Source organism: Mesorhizobium sp. M1142, assembly GCF_040318565.1.
Taxonomy (GTDB): domain Bacteria; phylum Pseudomonadota; class Alphaproteobacteria; order Rhizobiales; family Rhizobiaceae; genus Mesorhizobium.
On sequence record NZ_JAMYMK010000002.1, the window covers coordinates 366116 to 387677 of the forward strand.

General features: G+C 60.4%; 22 protein-coding genes and 2 pseudogenes. 21 read left to right on the plus strand and 3 right to left on the minus strand.

Going from position 1 to position 21562, the window contains the following annotated elements:
• Window positions 1-187: 187 nt before the first annotated feature.
• The 16 genes from NKH42_RS05730 to NKH42_RS05805 all read left to right on the plus strand — a co-directional run bounded on the left by NKH42_RS05730 (window position 188) and on the right by NKH42_RS05805 (window position 13819).
• The gene (locus NKH42_RS05730; RefSeq protein WP_502899796.1) at window positions 188-3052 is read left to right on the plus strand and encodes a sensor histidine kinase; all 2865 of its coding nucleotides are present in this window, start codon (window positions 188-190) and stop codon (window positions 3050-3052) included.
• Window positions 3049-3690, plus strand: a complete 642-nt coding sequence (locus tag NKH42_RS05735; RefSeq protein WP_352505175.1) for a response regulator transcription factor — start codon at window positions 3049-3051, stop codon at window positions 3688-3690. Before NKH42_RS05730 ends, NKH42_RS05735 begins: the two co-directional genes overlap by 4 nt.
• A gap of 2 nt (window positions 3691-3692) precedes the next feature.
• Window positions 3693-4082 (plus strand): response regulator, encoded by a 390-nt coding sequence (locus NKH42_RS05740; protein WP_254818501.1) that lies wholly within the window; start codon window positions 3693-3695, stop codon window positions 4080-4082.
• Window positions 4072-4755 (plus strand): response regulator transcription factor, encoded by a 684-nt coding sequence (locus NKH42_RS05745; protein ID WP_352505448.1) that lies wholly within the window; start codon window positions 4072-4074, stop codon window positions 4753-4755. Before NKH42_RS05740 ends, NKH42_RS05745 begins: the two co-directional genes overlap by 11 nt.
• A gap of 567 nt (window positions 4756-5322) precedes the next feature.
• Window positions 5323-6303, plus strand: a complete 981-nt coding sequence (locus tag NKH42_RS05750; RefSeq protein ID WP_502896021.1) for an alpha/beta fold hydrolase — start codon at window positions 5323-5325, stop codon at window positions 6301-6303.
• Window positions 6304-6818: 515 nt separating this feature from the next.
• Complete coding sequence (locus NKH42_RS05755; RefSeq protein WP_352751037.1) at window positions 6819-7568, plus strand: glucose 1-dehydrogenase; 750 nt, start codon at window positions 6819-6821, stop codon at window positions 7566-7568.
• A gap of 463 nt (window positions 7569-8031) precedes the next feature.
• Entirely contained in the window at window positions 8032-8823 is a 792-nt protein-coding gene (locus NKH42_RS05760; RefSeq protein WP_352751035.1) for an alpha/beta fold hydrolase, read from the plus strand.
• Window positions 8824-8888: 65 nt separating this feature from the next.
• Window positions 8889-9647 carry an SDR family oxidoreductase gene (locus NKH42_RS05765; protein ID WP_352476718.1) on the plus strand — a complete coding sequence of 253 codons (759 nt, stop codon included), beginning with the start codon at window positions 8889-8891 and terminating at the stop codon, window positions 9645-9647.
• A 42-nt stretch (window positions 9648-9689) separates the two neighbouring features.
• Entirely contained in the window at window positions 9690-10091 is a 402-nt protein-coding gene (locus NKH42_RS05770; RefSeq protein WP_352751033.1) for a cupin domain-containing protein, read from the plus strand.
• 245 nt (window positions 10092-10336) lie between these two features.
• Window positions 10337-10783 carry a hypothetical protein gene (locus tag NKH42_RS05775; protein ID WP_352751031.1) on the plus strand — a complete coding sequence of 149 codons (447 nt, stop codon included), beginning with the start codon at window positions 10337-10339 and terminating at the stop codon, window positions 10781-10783.
• Between the two features lie 267 nt (window positions 10784-11050).
• Complete coding sequence (locus tag NKH42_RS05780; protein ID WP_352751029.1) at window positions 11051-11572, plus strand: carboxymuconolactone decarboxylase family protein; 522 nt, start codon at window positions 11051-11053, stop codon at window positions 11570-11572.
• A gap of 137 nt (window positions 11573-11709) precedes the next feature.
• Window positions 11710-12141 (plus strand): CBS domain-containing protein, encoded by a 432-nt coding sequence (locus NKH42_RS05785; RefSeq protein WP_352751027.1) that lies wholly within the window; start codon window positions 11710-11712, stop codon window positions 12139-12141.
• 133 nt (window positions 12142-12274) lie between these two features.
• Window positions 12275-12736, plus strand: coding sequence for a sensor histidine kinase (locus tag NKH42_RS05790; RefSeq protein WP_352751026.1), 462 nt, complete (start codon window positions 12275-12277; stop codon window positions 12734-12736).
• On the plus strand, window positions 12729-13010 hold the full coding sequence (locus tag NKH42_RS05795) for an ATP-binding protein (RefSeq protein ID WP_352751024.1): 282 nt from the start codon (window positions 12729-12731) through the stop codon (window positions 13008-13010). Before NKH42_RS05790 ends, NKH42_RS05795 begins: the two co-directional genes overlap by 8 nt.
• A gap of 54 nt (window positions 13011-13064) precedes the next feature.
• Window positions 13065-13346, plus strand: coding sequence for a GNAT family N-acetyltransferase (locus NKH42_RS05800; RefSeq protein WP_352751023.1), 282 nt, complete (start codon window positions 13065-13067; stop codon window positions 13344-13346).
• 41 nt (window positions 13347-13387) lie between these two features.
• The gene (locus NKH42_RS05805; protein ID WP_352751021.1) at window positions 13388-13819 is read left to right on the plus strand and encodes a DUF1810 domain-containing protein; all 432 of its coding nucleotides are present in this window, start codon (window positions 13388-13390) and stop codon (window positions 13817-13819) included.
• 277 nt (window positions 13820-14096) lie between these two features.
• On the opposite strand, the gene NKH42_RS05810 is transcribed toward NKH42_RS05805, so the two are convergent.
• The 3 genes and pseudogenes from NKH42_RS05810 to NKH42_RS05820 all read right to left on the minus strand — a co-directional run.
• A complete protein-coding gene (locus tag NKH42_RS05810) occupies window positions 14097-15614 on the minus strand; it encodes a mechanosensitive ion channel family protein (RefSeq protein WP_352751020.1) in 1518 nt (505 codons plus the stop codon).
• A 23-nt stretch (window positions 15615-15637) separates the two neighbouring features.
• Entirely contained in the window at window positions 15638-16933 is a 1296-nt protein-coding gene (locus tag NKH42_RS05815) for a cytochrome b (RefSeq protein WP_352751018.1), read from the minus strand.
• 15 nt (window positions 16934-16948) lie between these two features.
• Window positions 16949-17083: pseudogene (locus tag NKH42_RS05820) on the minus strand (Rieske 2Fe-2S domain-containing protein); the annotation flags it as partial.
• Between the two features lie 355 nt (window positions 17084-17438).
• Here NKH42_RS05820 and NKH42_RS05825 point away from each other — a divergent pair.
• The 5 genes and pseudogenes from NKH42_RS05825 (at window position 17439) to NKH42_RS05845 (ending at window position 21556) form a co-directional block, all read left to right on the plus strand.
• On the plus strand, window positions 17439-17903 hold the full coding sequence (locus NKH42_RS05825) for a glutathione S-transferase family protein (protein ID WP_352751016.1): 465 nt from the start codon (window positions 17439-17441) through the stop codon (window positions 17901-17903).
• Window positions 17810-18022, plus strand: coding sequence for a glutathione S-transferase C-terminal domain-containing protein (locus tag NKH42_RS05830; RefSeq protein WP_352751145.1), 213 nt, complete (start codon window positions 17810-17812; stop codon window positions 18020-18022). The genes NKH42_RS05825 and NKH42_RS05830 overlap by 94 nt, the downstream gene beginning before the upstream one ends.
• 337 nt (window positions 18023-18359) lie before the next feature.
• Window positions 18360-19420: pseudogene (locus NKH42_RS05835) on the plus strand (alpha/beta fold hydrolase).
• 181 nt (window positions 19421-19601) lie between these two features.
• Entirely contained in the window at window positions 19602-20774 is a 1173-nt protein-coding gene (dgoD, locus tag NKH42_RS05840) for a galactonate dehydratase (RefSeq protein ID WP_352505161.1), read from the plus strand.
• A 5-nt stretch (window positions 20775-20779) separates the two neighbouring features.
• Window positions 20780-21556 carry an SDR family oxidoreductase gene (locus NKH42_RS05845; RefSeq protein WP_254818517.1) on the plus strand — a complete coding sequence of 259 codons (777 nt, stop codon included), beginning with the start codon at window positions 20780-20782 and terminating at the stop codon, window positions 21554-21556.
• Window positions 21557-21562: the final 6 nt, after the last annotated feature.

The window sequence follows — 21562 nt, forward strand, 5'->3', positions numbered from 1 at the left end:
TACACGAAGCGCCGACAATCTCCAGATTTTGTTTGTCCGTCAGGGGCACCCGATGACGATAGCGCCCAACTCACTTGGCGAGACCGATTCCAACGCAACGCTCGCGTTAACGCATGAGTTGGACCGATCCGGACCGGGAAGTGGCCGACCTTTCGCGACGAATGAACCGGGCCTGATTCGCGGCAACATGATCAGCGATCTTGAAAGAGGCAGGTTGTCGCGCGTCTGGTCGCACCGTCCTCAATTCTTGCATCTGGGGCTTTTTATTACGGCCTATGTCCTGGGCTGCGGCTTCGCCCAGTCGCTCGCAATCATACCTGGAACAGGGATTTCCATTTGGCCTCCGAGCGGGCTTTTCATCGCTACGCTTGTCTTCGCCTCCAGGTATAGCTGGCCGTGGTGGGTGCTGGGGGCCTGTGTGGCAGAACTGTTCAGCAACTTCTTGTGGTTCCACACTCCGCTGCCCGCGGCCTTCCTGATCTTTGCCGGCAACGCTCTTGAAGCGGTGACCGGCGCATGGCTTGTGAACCAGACCTGCAAGCGCCCAGTTCGGCTGGAAACGTTGCGGGACGTCCTCGCATTCGTCGTACTGGCCGCTGGAGTTGCGCCGGTTGCAAGCGCCACGGTCGGAAGTGCGGCGCTTGCGTGGTTTGGCATACAATCGCAAAGCTTTGCGACGGCTTGGCCGCTGTGGTGGATCGGAGACGCGACGGGAGTCCTGATCGTAGCGCCACTGGCGCTGGTCGTGTTCCAGAACTGGCGCGGCAAGGCGCAGCTCTCGGCAGCGCGGTGGATGGAAGCTTGCGTCCTAGGGCTGATCTTTCTTGGGATCGCCGCCCTTTCCTTGAGCGGCTATCTGCCGTTCGCCTACATCATCATGCCGCCTCTTCTTTGGGCCGCGGTGCGCTTTGAGTTCCGAGGCGCCGCCGTAGCATTGACCGTTCTCGCTCTGATCACGGCAGTATTCACGATATCCGGCGCCAGCCAATTTGCCGGCGATCCCGAGTCCCAGAAGCACAACCAGATCATGCTGCAGCTTTTTCTGGGCATCTCTGCATTTTCGGCGCTCGTCGTGGCCGCCATTTCCAGGCAGCATCAGGCGGCGGTGCTCACTTTGCGCCAAAGTGTGGAGACCTTGCGGGAGCGGGAGCGAGAACTCTCGTTGCTGGTCGAAATGATCCCCGCTCACATTGCCCGCATGGCGCCCAACGGCGAACCAACCTTCTTCAGCAAGCGCACGACAGACTATATCGGCCTCAACGACATCGCGGGCTGGGACAAGCCGGGCACGAGCCGCCTGGCGACCGTAGTCGCGGCAGCCGTCCATCCCGACGATGGACCCAGGATGAGAGAATGGCTCAGCCGCTCACTCGCCACCGGCGAACCCTATCCCATACGGTATCGCCTGCGTCGCGCTGACGGTGTCTACCGCTGGAGGGAGGGCCGCGCCGAGCCGCTGCGGAACCAGAGTGGAGCGATCGTCCAATGGTACACGGCCAGCATCGACATCGACGATGAGGTGCGCGCGCAGGAGGCATTGCGCGACCGGGAGCGGGAGCTCTCGCAGCTTGTCGACATGGTTCCGAGCCACGTTTGGCGCCTGACGCCGGACGGCGAGCCGACCTTTTTCAACAAGCGAATGGTCGACTTTCTCGGCCTTGACGTAACGGATTTGGACAAACAGGGCATCGGCCGGCTGGCGGCGATGATAGCGGCCACCGTCCATCCGGACGACGCAGCAGCATTCGGCGACACGCTCAGTCACTGTCTTGCTACCGGCGAGCGCTTCTCCATGAGGTATCGCCTGCGCCGCGCCGATGGCGTCTATCACTGGATGTCGAGCCGGGCAGAGCCGATGCGCGATCACGCTGGCCTGATCGTGCAGTGGTACGGCCTCTGTCACGACATAGACGATCAGATGCAAGCCGAAGAGGCGCTGCGGCGGAGCGAATTGCAGCTTCAGCAGATGATCGACGCTGTGCCGGTCCGCATTTGGAGCGCGGTGCCGACCGGCGGGCCGGTCTACTTCAACAAGCGATACCAAGACCATTTCCGCGCCGTCATCGCCAATGTCGAAACACTCGGAGAGCCGCGCATCGAGGAATTGCTGCAAGAACTGGTTCATCCCGAAGATGCTCCCGAGGTGCTGCGCACGTTGCTGACTTGTTTCGAAACAGGCGGCGGTTCCGCGATGCGGTTTCGTTGGCGCGAAACAGACGGCTATCGCTGGGCGGAGTGCAGGGTCGAGCCGCGGCGTGATGAAGACGGGGCGGTTGTGCAATGGTACGGGGTTTCCCTCGACATCGACGAAGAGGTGCGCGCGCGGGAAGCGCTGCGACAAGCCTCCGACAAACTCGCGCAAGCCACTCAGGCTGCAAGTCTCGCCGAGCTTTCCGCTTCGATCGCGCACGAGGTGAATCAGCCGCTGGCCGCGATCGTCGCCAATTCCCATGCATGCCACCGTTGGCTGGGCGCCGTCCCGCCGAACGTCGAACGCGCGAAGATTACGGCCGAGCGCATTATCCGGGACGCCAATTCGGCGGCGGACGTCGTCGGCCGCATCCGCGCGCTGTTCAAGCAATCCACCGAGACGAGGACCAATGCCGCGCTCAGCAGTGTCATCGCAGAGGCACGCGACCTCGTGACCGAGGAAGCGATGCGGCGGGGCGTTCGCATCAGCGTTGATGTCGAAAGCGACGTTCCGCTAGTCGCGCTCGATCGCGTCCAGATCCAGCAGGTTCTGGTCAATCTCATTCGCAACGGCATCGAGGCGATGGACTCTGGTGCGGATGACGGAGTTATCAGCATCCGCGTGCGCCATATCGGGGATGTTGTCCAGGCCGAAGTCAGAGATCGCGGCCGGGGCGTCGAGTTTCCCGACCGGATATTCGAACCGTTCTTTACCACGAAAGAGCAAGGGATGGGCATGGGACTGGCGATCTGCCGTTCGATCATCGAGTCGCACAGCGGGCGTCTATGGGTCGAGAAGAACGAACCACGTGGAGCGACGTTTATCTTCACGTTGCCGGTTGAAATGGAAGCGGCGTCATGACGACGGACGGCCAAATTGTCTTTATCGTAGATGACGATGAACGCATCCGGGAGGCGCTTAGTGAACTGCTGGCCGCACATGGCCTGCGTGCCACAGCGTTCGGATCGGCGGGCGATTATATCCGCGCTGACAAGCCGGACGTCCCTGCCTGCCTCATCCTCGATATCGAGTTGCCGGATATTAACGGCCTCGATCTGCAGCGACAGATTGCCGAGGGCGATCATCCGCCGATCGTTTTCCTGACAGGACATGGCGATATCCCGTCCTCGGTGCGTGCGATCAAGCACGGCGCCGTGGATTTCCTGACCAAGCCCTTCAGCGATGCAGACCTCATGGCCGCAATCCATGCGGCGATTGCCCAGGATCGGGTACAGCGATCGGAGCGCGCCGAGCTGGGCGTGTTGAAGCAACGTTATCTTGAGTTGACGCCGCGCGAACGTGAGGTGCTGCCGCTGGTGGTCAGCGGCCTGCTCAACAAGCAGGCCGCCGCTGAACTAGGGATCAGCGAAGTTACGCTGGAAATTCATAGAAGGAACGTCATGCAGAAGATGATCGCGGCGTCGCTCGCCGACCTAGTGCGCATCGCCGAGCGATTGGGAATACCGATCACGCACTCGCGCCGGGCAGGGGGGAGCTGAGGGTGAGCAAGCGGAGGCCTGTCGTTGCGATTGTCGACGATGACCCAAGACTGCTCGAGTCGCTGGAGGACCTCTTGGAGTCCGCCGGCTATGTGGCCCGCAGCTTCTCGTCGCCGGGGGCATTGCTGGTCAGCGGCCTGTCTGGATTGGACATGCTCATCACCGACATCGGGATGCCCGGCATGGACGGCTTTGAACTTCGTGACCTGGTCAAGAAGGCGCGTCCGGACCTGCCTGTGTTCCTGATCACCGGTCGCCACGAGATAGTGGATCAGCACCGCGCCAAGGGCATTGGCGGGCTTTTCTGCAAGCCCTTCGATGGCCAGGCCCTGCTTGCGGCGATCGGCGATGCTTTACGCAACCCAAAAACGGAGCCTAAACATGACAGTTGACCAATTGCCATTACGGAGATCGACGCCGTCATCACAGCAGCGGAGGGCTGAAGCCGAGCAGCCGCTGGTCATTATTGTTGATGATGATGCCTCTGTTCGGGAGGCGCTGTCGGAATTGATCCTGTCGGCGGGTTTCCTGCCGGTCAGCTTTACCTCGACCCGCGAATTGCTTGACGCCGATGTGTTGGAAGGTCCCGGCTGCTTGATCCTCGACGTGCGCATGCCAGGGACGAGCGGTCTCGATCTGCAGCATCATCTTGCGAAAAACGGCAACCCCAAACCCATCATCTTCCTGACCGGACATGGCGATATCCCGATGACTGTCCAAGCGATGAAGGCCGGCGCCGTGGACTTTCTCACCAAGCCGGTGCGGGATCAGACCCTGCTTGACGCGGTGATCACGGGCATTGCGGTGGACGCCAAGCGGCGGGCGGATGCGGTGATCGTCAAGCGCAATGTAGAGCGGGTCGAAACGCTGACGCCGCGCGAGCGCGAGGTTCTGCGAGAAGTGGCGCGCGGACGCCTCAACAAGCAGATCGCCTTCGACCTCGGCATCAGTGAAGTGACGGTCAAGCTGCATCGCGGCAATGTCATGCGCAAGATGGAGGCCGCTTCCATCGGTGAGCTGATCAGGACATGGGAAACGCTGCCCGCGCCGATGCGCCAGGCCTAGAATTTGGCACAAGCCCATCCATGCCCCATCCAATAGGATCGCCCGGCGCGCCCGGCTGCTTCAGGCTGCGGGAAATTGCTACCTCTGCGCGCCCAGGCCTTCCTGCTGTCGGTACGCTCGTGCTGATGCGGGTGATCCGGATGTACATCGGTGGTCCTGTTGGGTGTTTCGCGGCAAGGCCCGCGCCAACATCGGTTACCATTGAGCGGCGCTCCTTGGCGGCCCAGCCTGACCGACAAACTCGCAACATTCCATGCAAACAACTGACGCCGGCCATGCCGCATCGGTCCCCGCGCCGCTACCCAAGCCTAAATTGACGTGTGTCTATAAGAGCTTGCCTTAGCCCGCCCCTATCCTCGGCGTGCCTGCCCTGCACCTTGGCATCGTATGACAGATGCTTCGGTAGAATAGGTTCACGGCCCGGATCGGTGCATCCTGTTCCTCGCAAGCCATCACGACCGTCGCGTTTCTACCGCTCCTCGCTCGCTCCTCCCCGAACGCGACTGCTCAGGCCGACTCGACGGTCGTGATGGTGAGCAGGATGTTCAAAGCACATGGATGGACATGATGAACAAAGACGGACTTTTCTCCGTCGGCGGATCTCGCCGCGATGTCTTGTTGGCAGGCCTGATCTCTACGGTAGCCGCCGGACTGCCTCGCGCTGTTTCGGCCGCGAGCCGAAAACAAAAGCTTTCCTCTTCCCCCTCCATCAAAGGAACCAAGACGATGAGCACCATCACGACCAAGGACGGCACCGAAATCTACTACAAGGATTGGGGCAAGGGTCCTGTCGTCACATTTTCGCACGGCTGGCCGCTGAATTCCGACGCCTGGGACGGCCAGATGCTGTTTCTTGCCCATAACGGCTTTCGCGTCGTTGCGCATGACCGGCGCGGCCACGGCCGATCGAGCCAGGCGACGTCCGGCAACGACATGAACGGCTATGCGGACGATCTTGCAGCCGTGATCGAGGCGCTGGATCTCCGGGACGCCACGCTGGTCGGCCATTCCACCGGAGGAGGCGAGGTTGCTCGCTATATCGGACGGCACGGGACGAAGCGGGTGGCCAAGGCTGTTCTTATCGCCGCTGTTCCGCCGATCATGGTGAAGACGCCGGCCAATCCGGAAGGCCTGCCGATCGAGGTATTCGACGGCATAAGGGCTGGCCTCGTCAAGGATCGTTCGCAGTACTACCGGGACCTCGCACCGTTGTTTTATGGCGCGAACAGGCCGGGCGCCAAGGTTTCCCAGGGGACTCTGGATCAGTTCTGGCTCTGGAGCATGCAGGCGGGTCTCGTCAACGCGTACGAAAGCGTCAAGGCGTTCTCCGAGACCGATTTTACCGAGGACCTCAAAAAGTTCGACGTACCAACCCTGGTCCTGCATGGCGAGGACGACCAGATCGTCCCCGTCAAGGACTCGGCAGTCAAGTCGGCCCGACTGATCAAAGGCGCAAAGGATATCTACTACCCCGGCGCGCCCCACGGGATCACGGCCACGCACCAGGATCAGGTCAATGCTGACCTGCTCGCCTTCATCAAAGGATAGTACGCCCTCAGACACGACCGCATGTTGTCCGCACTTCCTTGGAGCCGCCGATGACCACCTTTGGCAATATTTCGCGCACCCTGAACTGCATTTCGGGTGGCGCGCCAGGTCGAACCTTGTGCGCTCGCATAGCCGAGCGGTGGCCTGAATGCCGGTTCTGTCGGCTCATGTCTCGGATTGTGGAACCGAACCACTGCGCCATCGAGTTGGAGCGCTGGCAAAGGCGGCAAACATATGCTGCGACAGGGCTGCCATTCGGGCAACTGCGCCTGTGCAGCGCGGAGGCGATCGCTGGCGTTCGACACTACGTCGCGCTGTCGGGGGTCGGCGCCGCGCCTTGAAGGCCAAAGCGCTCTCGAGGACGTCAAACTGGCTAATCGCCGGGAGTTTATCAATCGGCAGCCGTTTGCGATTGCCGCTCATTTTGGCGGTCTCAATTCGGCGTGAAATTTTCTTGGCCAGCAGTTGCGACGATCGCAGCAGCACCGGCACAATTTTTCGAAGGCAGGAACGACATGGGCGCACTCTCAGGCAAGATCGCGGTGGTCACCGGCGGAAACAGCGGGATTGGACTATCGGCTGCAAAAATCTTTGCGGCCGAGGGCGCGCAAGTCGTCATTACCGGCCGCCGGCGGCAGGCGGTCGAGGAAGCGGTCGCACAGATCGGGGCAGGCGCGCTGGGCATTCAGGGAAATGTGGCCGACGTGTCGCACCATGACGAGGTAGTGCAGCAGATCCGCCAGAGGTTCGGGGCGCTCGACATCTATATGGCGAACGCCGGCATAAACACCATCACGCACTCGGCCGACGTCTCCGAGGCAGAATATGATGCGCAATTTGCCGTTAACACGCGAGGCGTCTTCTTCGGCGTCCAGAAGCTGATTCCGATCATGCGGAACGGCGGCGCAATCATCCTCACAGGCTCGCTCGCCAGCGAGAAGGTTCTGGACGGTCATGCTGTATACGCGGGCTCGAAGGCGGCCATAAATGCCTTTGCGCGCGCTTGGGCGATCGAGCTGAAGTCTCGCGGCATCCGGGTCAACGTGCTCAGCCCAGGTCCGGTGGATACGGCTATTCTCGATAAGCTAGGCATACCGTTTGAGCAGCGCGGGCTGTTTGAAAAGGCGACGGCGGAGGCAATACCCCTGGGCCGGATGGGGCAGCCGGACGAGCTGGCAAAAGCCGCCCTGTTCCTTGCCTCGGACGCGAGCAGTTTCATCACGGGCATCAATCTGCGGGTGGATGGCGGGATGGCAGTGCTCTGAGCCGTGACTGCGAGATCGCGCCAATAGACCGCCGGTTTCGGCTGAGCAATCGGTCTTCCTCACGAAAAATTTTTGGGAAGCTGCCGCACGAGTCGCGCCAAATGGGTCGGAGGCGACACATTTTGTCGACGTGGCGCAAATTGAGCCACGTAAATAGCAAGTCGCATTGCAGGGATCGACGCGCAAGAGAGAAAGTCGGCTCGCCAGGTTCGCGCCACGGCGGCAGCGCGGCGTCTTGCAAACACAGCTCTCCGGCCGCGCGCCCTCAGTGTCTGTTCCGGCGTCCGCCGACAATGCACACCCGGCACAGAGACCTCAATTATGCTGCAGGCACCTGATCTCCCCGGTGACCTACCCTGCACCTTGGCATTGTATGACAGACCCTTCCGCACAATAGATTGGCGGGCTGCGTCGGCGCATTCTCTTGAGCATTGGTCACCACAGGCCACATGGGAGAAAGCAAATGCGAAACATAACTCGAGCCCTGGCGCTCACCGCAGCGCTGGCCGCATCGGGCGGCGGGATGGCGCAGGCCGCCAATTCTCAGCCCAAGCCGACGATCGTACTGGTGCACGGTGCCTTCGCGGAATCGTCGAGCTGGGACGCAGTCATCACCAAGCTCAGCAAAGACGGTTATGTAGCGATAGCCGCAGCTAATCCGCTCCGCGGCGTTGCCAGCGATGCGAAAGCAGTCTCAGCCATCGTCCGGTCGGTTTCCGGGCCGGTCGTGCTGGTGGGGCATTCCTACGGCGGGCCTGTCATCACCGAGGCCGCCAATGGCAATCCCAATGTAAAGGCGTTGGTCTACGTGGCGGGTTTCGCGCCGGATACCGGCGAATCGAGCCTTACGTTGTCCAGCATGTTTCCCGGCAGCACCTTGGGGAGCGCGCTCGCTCCGGTAGCGTTGCCGGACGGCGGGCAAGACCTCTTCATCGAGCCGGCCAAGTTCCGCGCCCAGTTCGCCGCCGACGTTCCGCAAGAGCAGACTTTGCTGATGGCTGCCACTCAACGTCCCGTTGCTCAGGCGGCTCTGGCTGAAGCCTCGGGCGTCGCCTCATGGAAGACGCTGCCGTCCTACATGATCTACGGCTCGGATGACCGCAACATCCCGGCAGCCGTCATGAGCTTCATGGCCAAGCGTGCGCACGCGGTAAAGACCGTCGTCATCGAGGGTGCGTCCCACGCGCTCATGGTTTCGCATCCCGACGAGGTCACGTCACTCATCGAGGATGCTGCTGCATCGGTCAGTCAGTAGCAGGCTGGAAGCGCCTGCATCCGATCGAGCAACGAAAACAAACACGCAACACCAGGAGACCAGACATGAAGATCGTCGTCATCGGCGGAACCGGGCTGATCGGTTCAAAGACCGTGGAGAGACTGCGAAATAAAGGACACGACGTGCTTGCGGCGTCGCCGAATTCGGGCGTCAACACCGTTACGGGAGAGGGTCTGGCGTCCGCGCTTGCCGGTGCGCAGGTCGTCGTCGACCTGGCGAACTCGCCGTCGTTCGAGGAAAAGGCTGCCCTGGAGTTCTTCGGGGCATCCGGGCGTAATCTTTTTGCCGCCGAAACGGCCGCCGGCGTCCGTCATCACGTGGCGCTGTCGGTCGTCGGTACCGACCGGCTGCAGGGCATGGGCTATTTCCGCGGCAAGTTGCTTCAGGAAAAGCTGATCAGGGAATCCGGAATTCCTTACACCATCGTTCACGCCACTCAGTTCTTCGAATTCACCGCCGCCATCGCAAACACGGGCGCCGTCGGGGATACCATTCATATGTCGCCGGCCTACTTCCAACCCATGGCGGCTGATAATGTTGCCGATGCGATGGCGGACGTCGCGCTTGCCGCGCCGTTGAACGGCATGATCGAAATTGCCGGCCCGGAGCGTGTTCGCATGAGCGAACTTGTCGAGCGCTTCCTGAAGGCCACCAACGACCCGCGCAAAGTCGTCCCGGATCCCGGCGCGCTCTACTACGGCCAAGTGGCAATCGACGACCGAACGCTGGTGCCCGGCGAGAATGCGCGCATCGGCGCCGTGCGTTTCGATGATTGGCTCAGCCGATACACGCCACCGAAATAAGCAATCATCGGATAGGTCATTCTCACAACAAGGAGACCAGACATGATCAGAACACTTCTCTGCGCCGCGCTCACCGTCGCTTCCGTCACCGCAGCAATGGCCAATGACGCCGCCAGCGTGAAGCTTGTCTACGACCAGGCCCTTCCAAACGTGCCCGGCAAGAGCATGAAGGCCGTGCTCGTCGAGTACGCGCCGGGGGGTACGTCGCCGGCCCATACCCATCCCAAATCCGCGTTCATCTATGCCACGGTTCTGGAGGGGGCGATCCGAAGCCAGGTCAACGATGGGCCGGTGAAGACTTATCGCGCCGGCGAGAGTTTCTCCGAATTCCCGGGCGACCGTCATGCCGTCAGCGAAAACGCCAGCAAGACGGAAGGCGCTCGTCTGCTTGCTATTTTCGTCGTTGACACCAGCGAGACGGAACTGACGACGAACGCGAAATGAAATCGCGGCCCCGGACCATCGTATGCGAAAGGACGGTCAGTGACATGAATTCGATCGCCAGCCGCACACTTGCGGGGATTTCGGTCCCCGATACACCGCTTGTTGGCCGAGCGATCGAACATGCCCGCCAGCGATGTGAACCCTACTTGTTCAACCACGTTGTCCGATCCTGGCTTTTCGCGGCCCGGATCGGACAGATTCAGAATATCCAGCACGACGCGGAGGTTGTTGCCGTTGCAACCCTGTTGCATGACATCACGCTCAATGAGGACTTCGCCGGGCCGCGCCGTTTCGAAGTGGAAGGCGCCGATCTTGCCCGCACCTTCGTTCGGGAAGGCGGCTTCGACGAGCGGCGCGCCCAATTGATCTGGGACAGCGTCGCCCTCAACTCGACGCCGTCGATCGGCCTCTACAAGGAGGCTGAGGTGGCGCTGTGCACAGCCGGCATCTGCCTCGATGTCGTCGGCTTGCAATACAGCCTCGTTTCGTCAGCCGAGATTGCAAAGATCGTTGGCGAATTTCCGCGCCTCGGGATGAAGCGGCGGATGACGCGATGCTTTTGCCATATCGCCGAGGTCAGGCCGGAAACCACCTACGACAACTTTGCCCGGGACTTCGGCGAGCGCTTTGTTTCAGGCTACAAGGCGACTTCGGCAGTTGATCTTGTGATGAACGCTCCCTTCGAAGAGTGAACGCAGTTTCGATCCAGGTTCAATCGACACCGGTCGGTTCAGCCTCGCCCTTCAAGTGACCCAAACGCCGTGCGCCTGTCGCATGCCTGCGCCAAAGCGAATTGCCGAGGGCAGCGGTCAGGTGCCAATTTCCACCTCCTATACTTCGGTTTAGGCGCCCCGACCTAATGAATGGCAGTACATATCATCGGGCACGATAGCAACAATTTGGCTCACCGGTCATCCTTACGCGGCAATGGATTGCAAACACCTCAAGGAGATAGAGTAATGAATATTGCAGCGTCACCGGTCGCTCCGAAGGGAAAAGCCGCCGCCCAACGCGCGAGTTATACCGAGCAGTCGCCCGAACTTCTGAAGAAATTTATCGAATTTCTTGGAGCGACGCGAGAGGGGTCGATCGAAGAGCCAATCCGCGACCTTGTTGCCGTCCGGGCCGCGCAGCTGAACGGGTGCACCTTCTGCCTCGATATGCACGTCAAACAGGCGAAGATTCATAGCGAGCGCGAACTGCGTCTTTACCACCTGGCAGCCTGGCGGGATTCGACCTTGTTCGTTCCTCGCGAGCGTGCAGCCTTGGCATGGACGGAAGTCTTGACGAAGTTGCCCGAGCAGGGTGTCCCGGACGAGATCTACGATCGGGTCAGGTCGCAGCTTTCCGAGAAGGAAATCTCCGATCTGACCTTCGTTGTCATCGCGGTCAACTCTTGGAACCGTCTGAACATCGGCTTCAAACCCGTCCCGGGCTCGGGCGATGCGAAGTTTGGCCTGAGCAAAGCAGCGCTGAGCTAATCTTTGGAATGGGTCAGAATGGCGCTTGTTTGTGCGCCATTCTGAGCCGCCCGGCAAAGTCGCCGAGCTCGGCGACCAACACTGGAACCGATCTCAGCCTCCCGGCCGCGGCCGCGAGGCGCTCTCAGGAGGTTGTCATGCGCATTGACAGTCTGCATCCAGTAATATCGGCCCGTCTTATGGTGGTCGATGTCGACGCTCCACTCCGCAGTGCGGCACTCTCACTTTCCAGGCCCGCAATAGGCCTGGTCGTGGTGTGCCACGGCAGTGGGGAGGCGGCAGGCGTGCTGAGCAAGTCCGACCTTGTCCGCCATCTGGCCAATTCAGGGCCAACAGAAGCGCCGATTGCGGCATTGATGAGCCGGTCCATCGTGTCCTGTGGTCCCGATGATGATCTTCATTCAGTCTGGCAGACCATGGCCGCGCAAGGCCTGCAGAATGTGCCGGTGCTCGGGGCTGACTCGAAACCGCTAGGCGTCCTAAATATCCGTGATGCGATGAAGGCGCTCTTTAAACAAGAGGAACTGCAGGAACGGCTGCTTGCCAACTACATCAGCGGGATCGGCTAGCAATAGAGCATGGTCTCGCGATTGAATATACGGAAGTATGCATCGGCGTCTTCTTAGATATAGTAGAAAATAAAGGTCGCAAATTATAGCGTATTGAAGCAAATAGGTGACGACTTAGCCAGCGGGGAATGCAATGTTTCGTCCGGACATAAAAGAAGATGTCTTCGACGGCCCGCCCGATGGCCCTGGAAGTGGTATGTCCGTGCAAATGTCGACGACCGGCATCGTCCATGACCTGGGCAATCTCATTCAGGTCGCCTCGTCGGCGTTGAACCACCTGGCCCGCGATCCGAGCGTCCAAGCGGCTCCGGCGCTCGGGCCTGTAATAGCCGGCGCCAAAACGGCTTTGGAACGGGCCGGGGGCCTTGTCCGGCAAACCATCAGCCTGGCCCGAGAGAGCCACGCTGAAATCGAATACACAAACGTAGGTGCTTGCCTGGCTGAGATCGAGACCCTCGTACGGAGCGCCTTGGACGCCAATTTCGGTCTTGAGCTTCGGGTCGGGTCCGACCTGCCTTTGGTGCGATGCGATCGCTTTGGATTGCAAAAATGCGGTTCTGAATCTTCTGTTCAACGCGCGCGATGCAATGCCTGACGGCGGTTTCATCTCGATCGATGCCGGCGTGGCCTCTGAAAACTCTGCCGCCAGTCAGGTAGATATCCGTGTCGCGGACAACGGTATCGGGATGACCAGCGAGACGATGGTCTGCGCCTTCGATCCGTTCTTCACCACCAAAAGCGAAGGCCTCGGCGGCGTCGGTTTGCCGATGGTGAAGCACTTTGCCGAGCAATCAGGCGGAAGCATCGATATTCAGAGCACACTTGGAGCAGGCACGACCGTCACTCTGCGGTTGCCTGCGATGCGATAGCGGCCCGCCAATCTGCCTCCGGTGACAAACGTGACATACAATCGAGAGATAAAGATGGATGCAGAAGTCGTCGAAAACGTCCAACAGCACCGTTTCGAGCTGCCGATCGCCGGCGATATGTTTGCGGCGGCCTATTATCGGCTCGAGGGCGGGAAGGTTGCGCTGATACACACCGAAGTCCCGTCGGAATTTTCCGGACAAGGGATCGCGTCGCAATTGGCCCAAGGGACCTTCGAACTGCTCCGCAAAACCGGCCGTAAAGCGATCTTGAAATGTCCCTTCATGAGCCGTTTTTTCGCCAAGCACCCGGACTATGCAGATGTCGTCGGCGGCTAGTCATGGGCACGAATGTTGAGGGTTTCCCAAGGATCTATCAAATGCCTGACGAGTATGATCTGCAGAGGTTCGTCAGCGCACAGGTTCCGGTTTACGACGACGCGCTGGCCATTCTACGTCGAGGGATGATGTGCACTCCCTACATGGAGTTCATTTTCCCAAGGTTGGCCACAAGGCGAAGTGGTGCAGCGCCTGAGCCATATGCAATCACATCGCTCGACGAAGCCAGCGCCTATCTCTCATTTCCGATCCTCGGAGGCCGTTATCGGGAATGCGTTGGCACCCTGCAACGGCTCTCCGGCCTGAGCGCTCGCGCTGTCTTCGGTGAGGTTGATGCGAAGAAGTTGCACGCGTCCCTCACGCTGTTTTCCGAAGCAAGCAACGAGGAGTTCCTGCTCGAGACAATCTTCGACGTCTGGTTCGACGGTTTGCTCGACGAGGAAACGATGAACGATCTCTACTTGATGTCGTAGTGGTCTGCTCGTGCCAGCGGCGTAAAGCCGTCGCGGCGCAGAGGTCACCATCCGCTGCCTTATCATGCGGTGCCATTTCGAAACCGTGACCTGCGTCGAATATAGCGGGGCCGAAATGGTCGAACAGGACGAAGGGCCCGATCATGAGGCGATTCAAGGAGGGCAATACGCGCCCTACCTTCAGTCCGTCCGCAAAATCAAGGATAGCCGGCTGGATCGATGCCTGTGATATCGCTTTGGCGGATGGTCATGGATCTCTGTCCTTCTGCATGCCTTGTCAGCCAGGTGCTCGAACGCGCTTGAACGGAGCGGCTCGAAAGACCGTCTGAATGGCTTTGAGGAGCGCGAATTTGGAGCTCGTGTGATGCTCTCCCGCGATGCCGCTTTCATTAGAAGCCGACACCCTCATCGACAGGATCGCGGCAAGATCTTCGGCCATTTCGGGCCGGTCGCGCAGCAGCGGTGCAAAGCTTTCCTGGTCTATCTCGTAGACCGTGACAGGGGTCATTGCCCGCAAACTCGACATCTCGCCAATGCCGGCGAGCAGGCCGGTCTCGCCGAAGAAATCGCCAGGTGCAAGCCGGCCGATCTCCTGCAGTTGATCGTCGTCCTCGCCAATTTGCCGGACGATGACGCCCGTCCGTACGATCATGAGCGACGGCAGCATCTCTCCCTGTCGTGCGATGATCTCGCCCTTATGGTAGGTGTGAACCGAGGCCGCTTTGGCGAGCGACTCCTGCTCGGTACCCGTCAGTGCCGAGAACACCGGTATGGAATTGATAAGCTCGATCGGGGTGAAGCCTTGCGAGGCTGCCGTCTCGTCGCTCGGCCGGTTGGTCATGGCAATCGAGCCCGAAAGTGGCTGCGCCAGCAGCATGCCGGTCGACTTTGAATGGCGATAAATGAGATCGAAGATGTCGTTCTGAGCGGCACTTCGCTGGTCAATACTTGCGACGCGAAACGACAACTCGATCTCGATAGCTGCGGCATCCAGGCTTCTGATGGTAACCGAAGGCGAAGGGTCCTGGAGGATTGAATTGCAGCTCAGCAAGACAGTGCGCATGAGATCTACGATGATCGCCGGCGTCTTCGTTGGCGCCACCTTGACGGTGACGGCAAGTCCATGGCTCTCGTCCGGACCACTTAAATTTGTTACCCCGATCTTGGCGAGAAGGCTGTTTGGCAGCGCGACGACATTGTGGGTCGGGGTCAGGAGTTGGGTCGACCGCCAGTTGGTCTCGACAACGCGGCCTTCGGTTCCGTCGCCCAGAATGATCCAGTTTCCAAGCACGTAAGGGCGGCCGAGGTTAAGCGCGATCCCCGAGAATACGTCACCAAGCGTATTCTGGAGCGCCAGTCCCAGGATGACGGCAAACACGCCCGACGTGGCAATGAGCGTTCCGACCGGCACTGCAAAGACGAACGCCAGGATCGACAGGAACATTCCAGCATAGACGATGCCGACCACGACGTCCTGCAGGAGACGTGCCTCGCGCGGCTTTCGCTCAAAGACGAGATAGATACGGACAAATCCGATCAGCGCCCAGGCAAGGTGAACCCACCAGAGCAGCTTGACCGAGCCGATGAGGATCGCTCCTCCGGTTGTCTCGTTGTCCCCTGCGGCCTCGTACGGCACGACGCGCAGGTGGAGAACCATGGCCGACATCGCGACGAAAAAGGCGAGTTGGACGACCAGCTTCGCATTGGCGAAGCGTCTGGGGATGAGAGACCAAACGACGATCCCGGCGAGGCCGAGCAACACGATGTAGACCAGAGGAGAGTTCCACCAGTTCATGAACAATCACCGCAATGCCCAGTTCAACGTTTGGTCTCCGGCCCGGCGATCGGGCCTCTGCCCCTGGCCTTGCCTTTTTCGAGCACTGCTTCGGTGATCGAATTCGGCAGCCGTCGCGGCTTTTCGATCAGCCCGAGCACCGGCATGGCGATGATGAAGAACGCGAAATAGTAAAGCGTCGCCAGTTGGGACATCACGACGTATGCGCCTTCCGCCGGCCGGGAGCCGAGCCAGCCGAGAAAGAGGGCATTGGCAACGAACAGCCAGAAGAGCACCCTGTACCAGGGGCGATAGACTGCCGAGCGCACCTTCGAGGTGTCGAGCCACGGCACCAGGAACAGCACCGCGATCGAGCCGAACATCGCGAGCACGCCGCCGAGCTTGGAATCGATCGGCCCGATATTGAACGTGATGGCCCGCAGGATCGCGTAAAACGGCAGGAAGTACCATTCCGGCACGATGTGGGCCGGCGTCTTCAGCGGATTGGCGATGCTGTTGTTGTCGGGATGGCCGAGATAGTTCGGCAAGTAGAAGACGAAGTAGGCGAAGAAGAACAGGAACACGAGGATGCCGAAGGCATCTTTGACGGTGGCATAGGGCGTGAAGTCCACGACATCGGTTTTCGATTTGACCTCGATGCCGGTCGGATTGTTCTGGCCGACGACGTGAAGCGCCCAGATATGCAAGGTCACCACGCCCGCAAGCACAAATGGCAGCAGGTAATGCAGCGCAAAGAAGCGGTTCAGCGTCGGATTGTCGACCGCGAAGCCGCCGAGCAAAAGCTGCTGGAGCCAGTCGCCAACCAGCGGAATGGCCGTGAAGAAGTTGGTGATGACAGTAGCGCCCCAGAACGACATCTGTCCCCAAGGCAGCACGTAGCCCATGAAGGCCGTCGCCATCATCAGCAGGAGGTTGGTGCAACCGAGCACCCACAGCAGTTCACGCGGCGCCTTGTACGAACCATAGTAGAGCCCGCGGCAGATATGGATGTAGACGGCAATGAAGAAGAACGACGCGCCGTTGGAATGGAGATAGCGCAGCAGCCAGCCCGAATTCACGTCGCGCATGATCTTCTCGACCGAATTGAAGGCCAGCCCCGTATCAGGAGCGTAATGCATCGCCAGCACGATACCGGTCAGGATCTGTGAAACCAGCATCATCGTGAGGATGCCGCCGAACGTATAGGCGTAGTTCAAGTTGCGCGGGACGGGATAGACGATGAAGCTGTCATAGACCAGCCGCGGCAGCGGCAGGCGGGCGTCGAGCCAACGTTCGATTCTCGTTTTGGGCGTATAGGTCGAGTATTTGTCGCCGCTCATCGAAATGCCCCTGCCTCAGCCGATACGGATCTTGGTGTCGGAAACGAATTGGAACACCGGTACCGCCATGTTCTCGGGTGCCGGCCCCTTCCGGATGCGGCCGGCGGTGTCGTATACGGAACCGTGGCATGGGCAGAACCAGCCGCCGAAATGTGCTCATGCCGCGCCGAATATGCCGGCCGTGGCCGGGTGTGAGCCATCGTGCCAACGGCACGCGCGTCCAATACTTTCGTTTAGGATTTCCTGAGCGAAGGACTGGCCGGGCTGGCGATGATGCCATCATGGAAGGTTCTGGATTCCTCCAGATAACCGATATGCCCCGGCATTGCGCACGGCGATCCCAAACTTCAGCCCGACCATACCTCGGCATAGGCATGTCTAGCTGTCGGTGTCGTAGTCGTCGTCCCCGCCAAGTGCGAGTTCTTGGAGCGGTTGTCTCGCGTGGCAGGTTTTCCGCCCGACGACGACCAGCGCGATTCAATCGGGTTCAGAAAAGGGAAAAGCGGTGAAACTCTACTACAGCCCTCTCGCGTGCAGCCTTGCGGACCACATCGCGCTGGAGGAGGCTGGTGCATCCTTCGCGCGCGAAACCGTCAATCTCAAAACCAAGCGGACGGCCTCGGGGGATGATTTCACCACCGTGACGCGCAAGGGGTATGTTCCAGCCCTCGTGCTGGATAGCGGCGAAACGCTGACGGAAAACATCGCCGTCCTCGATTGGCTCGCGTCGCGATATCCGGCACTGGGAGTGGAAGGGCCGTTGGGCCGTACGCGCGTTCTCGAAGCGCTGACCTATGTCTCGACTGAAATACATCGAAGCTTCAAGCCGATGTGGCACCAAAGCAGCGATGCTGAAAGGCCAAGGCGAGCGCGACGATTACGAGCCAACTCGAGTTCTTCGCAGACGGGCTCAAGACCGACTATCTGTTCGGCGACAAACCCAGCGTCGCGGATTTTTATCTTTTCGTGATGCTGCTTTGGGCGGCCCGCTTCCACGTCCCTGTTCCCGTGCCTTTGCAAGCGCTCCGCGCCCGAATGGCTGCCCGACCGGCTGTGCGCGTCGCAATGGATCGTGAGGGCCTTGTCTGAAGCCGGGGTGGCCCGAGCATAAGATCAGACGCAACATATTCTCTCGCCCCAACAGAAGATCAGGAGTCATTCTCATGCTGCCGTTTCTGCGGATGCTACATCCTGCCGCTTCCAAGCGCGGGGACGGCCTACATCTCGAATTTCTCCGAAGGGAAATCGAGGAAACGCTGGACCTTACGGACATTCCGTCAGAGCTCGCCGCACTGCCCCCTGGCCGAGTGGTTGCAATACTGGATTCGCGGCAGTCACCATCGAAATAAGCGCAATATTTCTTGTCGGCCGATGAGGCGGGCGAGTCTGGTCGTTCCCGCTCGTTGGTCGTCATAGAGGCTTCATCATGAATGCGAGTAAGGCCCCCGACACGGTTGATCATCGCCGCCGGCGCATTGTCGGTGCGACAGCAATGACGTTCGCCGCCACCGAACTCGGCTTGAGCGCGCCGGCAGCCACTTGGTGGTTGAGGCGAGGGCGTCCGCGACGCAAGCCAGGCCGGAATCATTCGGCTCGCTCAGACAGGTCAATGCGGAAAACTGAGCGTCGGATATGCGGAGCTGGGGCCTGCCGAAGGTGCTCCAGTGATCCTGCTTCATGGCTGGCCTTATGACATTCACACCTACACCGACGTCGCTCCCCAGCTTGCCGCAACGGGTTACCGCGTGATTGTGCCCTACCTGCGCGGCTACGGCACTACGCGCTTCCTGTCCGACGACACGATACGCAACGGCCAGCAGTCGGCGCTCGCCGCGGCTGCGATCGCCCTGATGGATGCACTGGGGATCGAAAAGGCCACGATCGCCGGCTGCAACTGGGGCGCTCGAACGGCCAGTGTCGTTGCCGCGCTCTGGCCTGAGCGTTGCAAGGCGACCGTCTCGGTGAGCGGCTATCTCATAGGAAATCAACAGGTCGGCAGGGTGCCGCTGCCACCGGAGACAAAGCGCCAATGGTGGTATCAGTATTACTTCATTACTTCGCCACGGATCGCGGCCGCGCCGGCTACGAGAAATACACGCGCGATTTCGCCAAACCCATCTGGCAACTCGCTTCGCCGCAGTGGAATTTCGACGATGACATCTTCGAGCGTAGCGCCGCAGCCCTGGATAACCCGGATCACGTCAGCATCGTCATACACAATTACCGCTGGAGGCTCGGCCTGGTACATGGCGAGCCGGAGTATGACGTTCTGGAAAACCGGCTGGCCGAAGCTCCCGTGATCACAGTGCCGACCATTACCCTGAGGGCGATGCCAATGGCGCACCCCATTCGGACAGCAGTTCCTACGCCAAGAAATTCTCGGACAGATACACGCACCGGATCATCACCGGCGGTATCGGCCGCAACTTGCCTCAAGAAGCCCCGCAAGCCTTTGCCCAGGCTGTCATCGACGTTGGCGAATACTGATCAGGCAAGCTGAGTGAGCTGCTGATGCCTGCGTTGGATGGGCGGCGAGGACATGATGGTTGCGAGCTGAACATCGAGGCGTGGCCTTGGTCCACAGCGACGTTGCGCTTGACTCGTCCATATTATCTGTAATAAATCATACATATTGCCCTCAAAAAAGACGGCAGGTCTGGGAGGACCGATGAAAATCACGGCCATCAAGGCGCGCGTCTGCAATGCGGAAATGCGCAACTGGGTCTTCGTTCGCGTCGAAACCGACGAGCCCGGGCTATTTGGCTGGGGTGAGGCGACACTGGAATGGAAGACCAGAGCCGTCGTTGGGGCGCTTCAGGATCTTGAGGCCCTGCTCGTCGGGCAAGATCCGCGCAACGTGGAGCAGTGCTACCAGATACTTACGCGCCACGGCTTTTGGCGTCTTGGCGTCGAGGGAATGTCTGCCGTCAGCGGCATCGAGATCGCGCTCTGGGACATCTTGGGCAAGTCATTGGGCGTCCCCGTCTGGCGCCTTCTGGGCGGTCAGGTCCGCGATTATCTGCGCACCTACACGCATCTCGGCCTCGGGGACATGAAGGCGGTCTATGAGACCGGATCCGCGGATGCCATCGTGGAACGCGGACGCATCGTGACGCAAGCAGGCTACGATGCGGTCAAGGTCGTCTGCGTTCCCTACACCCACTACGTATCGCCCGCCAAGGCAGTCGATTCCGTTGCCAACATGGTTGGCTCACTTCGCGAGGCGGTAGGCCCGGATATCGACATCATGGTCGATTTCCACGGACGCCCTGCATCGGTTAACGCGGCGATGGACTACCTCAAGGCAATCGAGCCGGCCCGCATCATGTTCGCGGAAGAACCCGTTCCACCCGAAGATGTTGCCGGACTGGCGCATATCACGGCGCGATCGGCCGTGCCGATCGCTTCCGGCGAGCGGCTGATCGGGCGCCGCGAATTTACGCACTCGATCGCAGCCCGCGCCTTCAACATTGCCCAGCCTGATATTTGCCACACTGGCGGTCTGCTCGAGACGAAGAAGATCGCGGCCATGGCGGAAACCGCGGGCATCGGCCTTGCGCCGCACAACCCGCTTGGTCCGATCGCCGGTGTGGCTGCTCTTCATTTCGGCATATCGACGCCGAACGTTGTCATTCAGGAGGAGATGTCCGGTGCCGTCGCCTGGTACGACGACGTCGTCACCTGGCCAATTCAGCGTAAACCAGGTCGCTGGGATCTGCCCGAACTGCCGGGCCTTGGCGTTACCGTCAATGAGGACGTGATCGCGCGCCACCCCTTCAAGCAGGAAGTGCTGCATGCCCGTAATGCCGTCATGCCGGACGGCACCGTGGTCGACTGGTGAATGCGATGGCAGGCCGGCTGCAAGGAAAGATCGCAATCGTCACGGGAGCGGGCCAGGGCATTGGTGCCGCCACCGCCCGCGCCTTTGCGATGCATGGGGCAAAGACCGTTATTGCCGAACTGAATGCGGCAAGCGGGAAAGCGATCGCCGACGAACTGCTGGCACAAGGCGCGGACGCTCTGTTCGTCGAGACTGACGTCACCGACGCATCCGCAGTCGCGGACATGGTCGCGCGGACGATCACGGCCTATGGCGGCGTCGACATTCTGGTCAACAATGCCGGTGCCAACGTCTTCTACGAACCATTGATGATGCCGGATGAGGAATGGGAGCGCTGCCTCAAGCTCGACCTCCAGGCCGCGTGGTTCTGCGCCAAGGCGGTTTTGCCGACGATGTTGGCGAAGGGCTCGGGGTCCATCGTCAACATAGCGAGCTGTCACGCCTTCCAGATCATTCCCCATACGTTCCCGTATCCGGTCGCCAAGCATGCACTTTTGGGCCTGACCCGTTCGCTGGCCATCGAATACGCCGCACGCGGTATCCGGGTGAACGCGATCGCCCCCGGCTATATCGAGACGCCGATCGCGGACGCCTACTGGAACACATTCCCGAACCCCGCCGAGGAGAAGCGGCGAGCCTACGACCTCCATCCGCCCAAGCGTATTGGCCGGCCGGACGAGGTTGCAATGACGGCGGTTTTCCTCGCTTCGGACGAAGCGCCGTTCATAAATGCCGAGACGATCACCATCGATGGTGGGCGCTCGGTTCTCTACCACGACTAGCAACCA

What these genes read in the sequence shown, in the direction of transcription:
- NKH42_RS05790 (WP_352751026.1), top strand. Translation starts at nt 12,275, where the DNA reads ATGTTTCGTCCGGACATAAAAGAAGATGTCTTCGACGGCCCGCCCGAT.
- NKH42_RS05755 (WP_352751037.1), top strand. Translation starts at nt 6,819, where the DNA reads ATGGGCGCACTCTCAGGCAAGATCGCGGTGGTCACCGGCGGAAACAGC.
- NKH42_RS05805 (WP_352751021.1), top strand. Translation starts at nt 13,388, where the DNA reads ATGCCTGACGAGTATGATCTGCAGAGGTTCGTCAGCGCACAGGTTCCG.
- NKH42_RS05735 (WP_352505175.1), top strand. Translation starts at nt 3,049, where the DNA reads ATGACGACGGACGGCCAAATTGTCTTTATCGTAGATGACGATGAACGC.
- NKH42_RS05760 (WP_352751035.1), top strand. Translation starts at nt 8,032, where the DNA reads ATGCGAAACATAACTCGAGCCCTGGCGCTCACCGCAGCGCTGGCCGCA.
- dgoD (WP_352505161.1), top strand. Translation starts at nt 19,602, where the DNA reads ATGAAAATCACGGCCATCAAGGCGCGCGTCTGCAATGCGGAAATGCGC.
- NKH42_RS05770 (WP_352751033.1), top strand. Translation starts at nt 9,690, where the DNA reads ATGATCAGAACACTTCTCTGCGCCGCGCTCACCGTCGCTTCCGTCACC.
- NKH42_RS05815 (WP_352751018.1), bottom strand. Translation starts at nt 16,933, where the DNA reads ATGAGCGGCGACAAATACTCGACCTATACGCCCAAAACGAGAATCGAA.
- NKH42_RS05780 (WP_352751029.1), top strand. Translation starts at nt 11,051, where the DNA reads ATGAATATTGCAGCGTCACCGGTCGCTCCGAAGGGAAAAGCCGCCGCC.
- NKH42_RS05845 (WP_254818517.1), top strand. Translation starts at nt 20,780, where the DNA reads ATGGCAGGCCGGCTGCAAGGAAAGATCGCAATCGTCACGGGAGCGGGC.
- NKH42_RS05730 (WP_502899796.1), top strand. Translation starts at nt 188, where the DNA reads ATGATCAGCGATCTTGAAAGAGGCAGGTTGTCGCGCGTCTGGTCGCAC.
- NKH42_RS05810 (WP_352751020.1), bottom strand. Translation starts at nt 15,614, where the DNA reads ATGAACTGGTGGAACTCTCCTCTGGTCTACATCGTGTTGCTCGGCCTC.
- NKH42_RS05785 (WP_352751027.1), top strand. Translation starts at nt 11,710, where the DNA reads ATGCGCATTGACAGTCTGCATCCAGTAATATCGGCCCGTCTTATGGTG.
- NKH42_RS05800 (WP_352751023.1), top strand. Translation starts at nt 13,065, where the DNA reads ATGGATGCAGAAGTCGTCGAAAACGTCCAACAGCACCGTTTCGAGCTG.
- NKH42_RS05795 (WP_352751024.1), top strand. Translation starts at nt 12,729, where the DNA reads ATGCCTGACGGCGGTTTCATCTCGATCGATGCCGGCGTGGCCTCTGAA.
- NKH42_RS05765 (WP_352476718.1), top strand. Translation starts at nt 8,889, where the DNA reads ATGAAGATCGTCGTCATCGGCGGAACCGGGCTGATCGGTTCAAAGACC.
- NKH42_RS05745 (WP_352505448.1), top strand. Translation starts at nt 4,072, where the DNA reads ATGACAGTTGACCAATTGCCATTACGGAGATCGACGCCGTCATCACAG.
- NKH42_RS05750 (WP_502896021.1), top strand. Translation starts at nt 5,323, where the DNA reads ATGAACAAAGACGGACTTTTCTCCGTCGGCGGATCTCGCCGCGATGTC.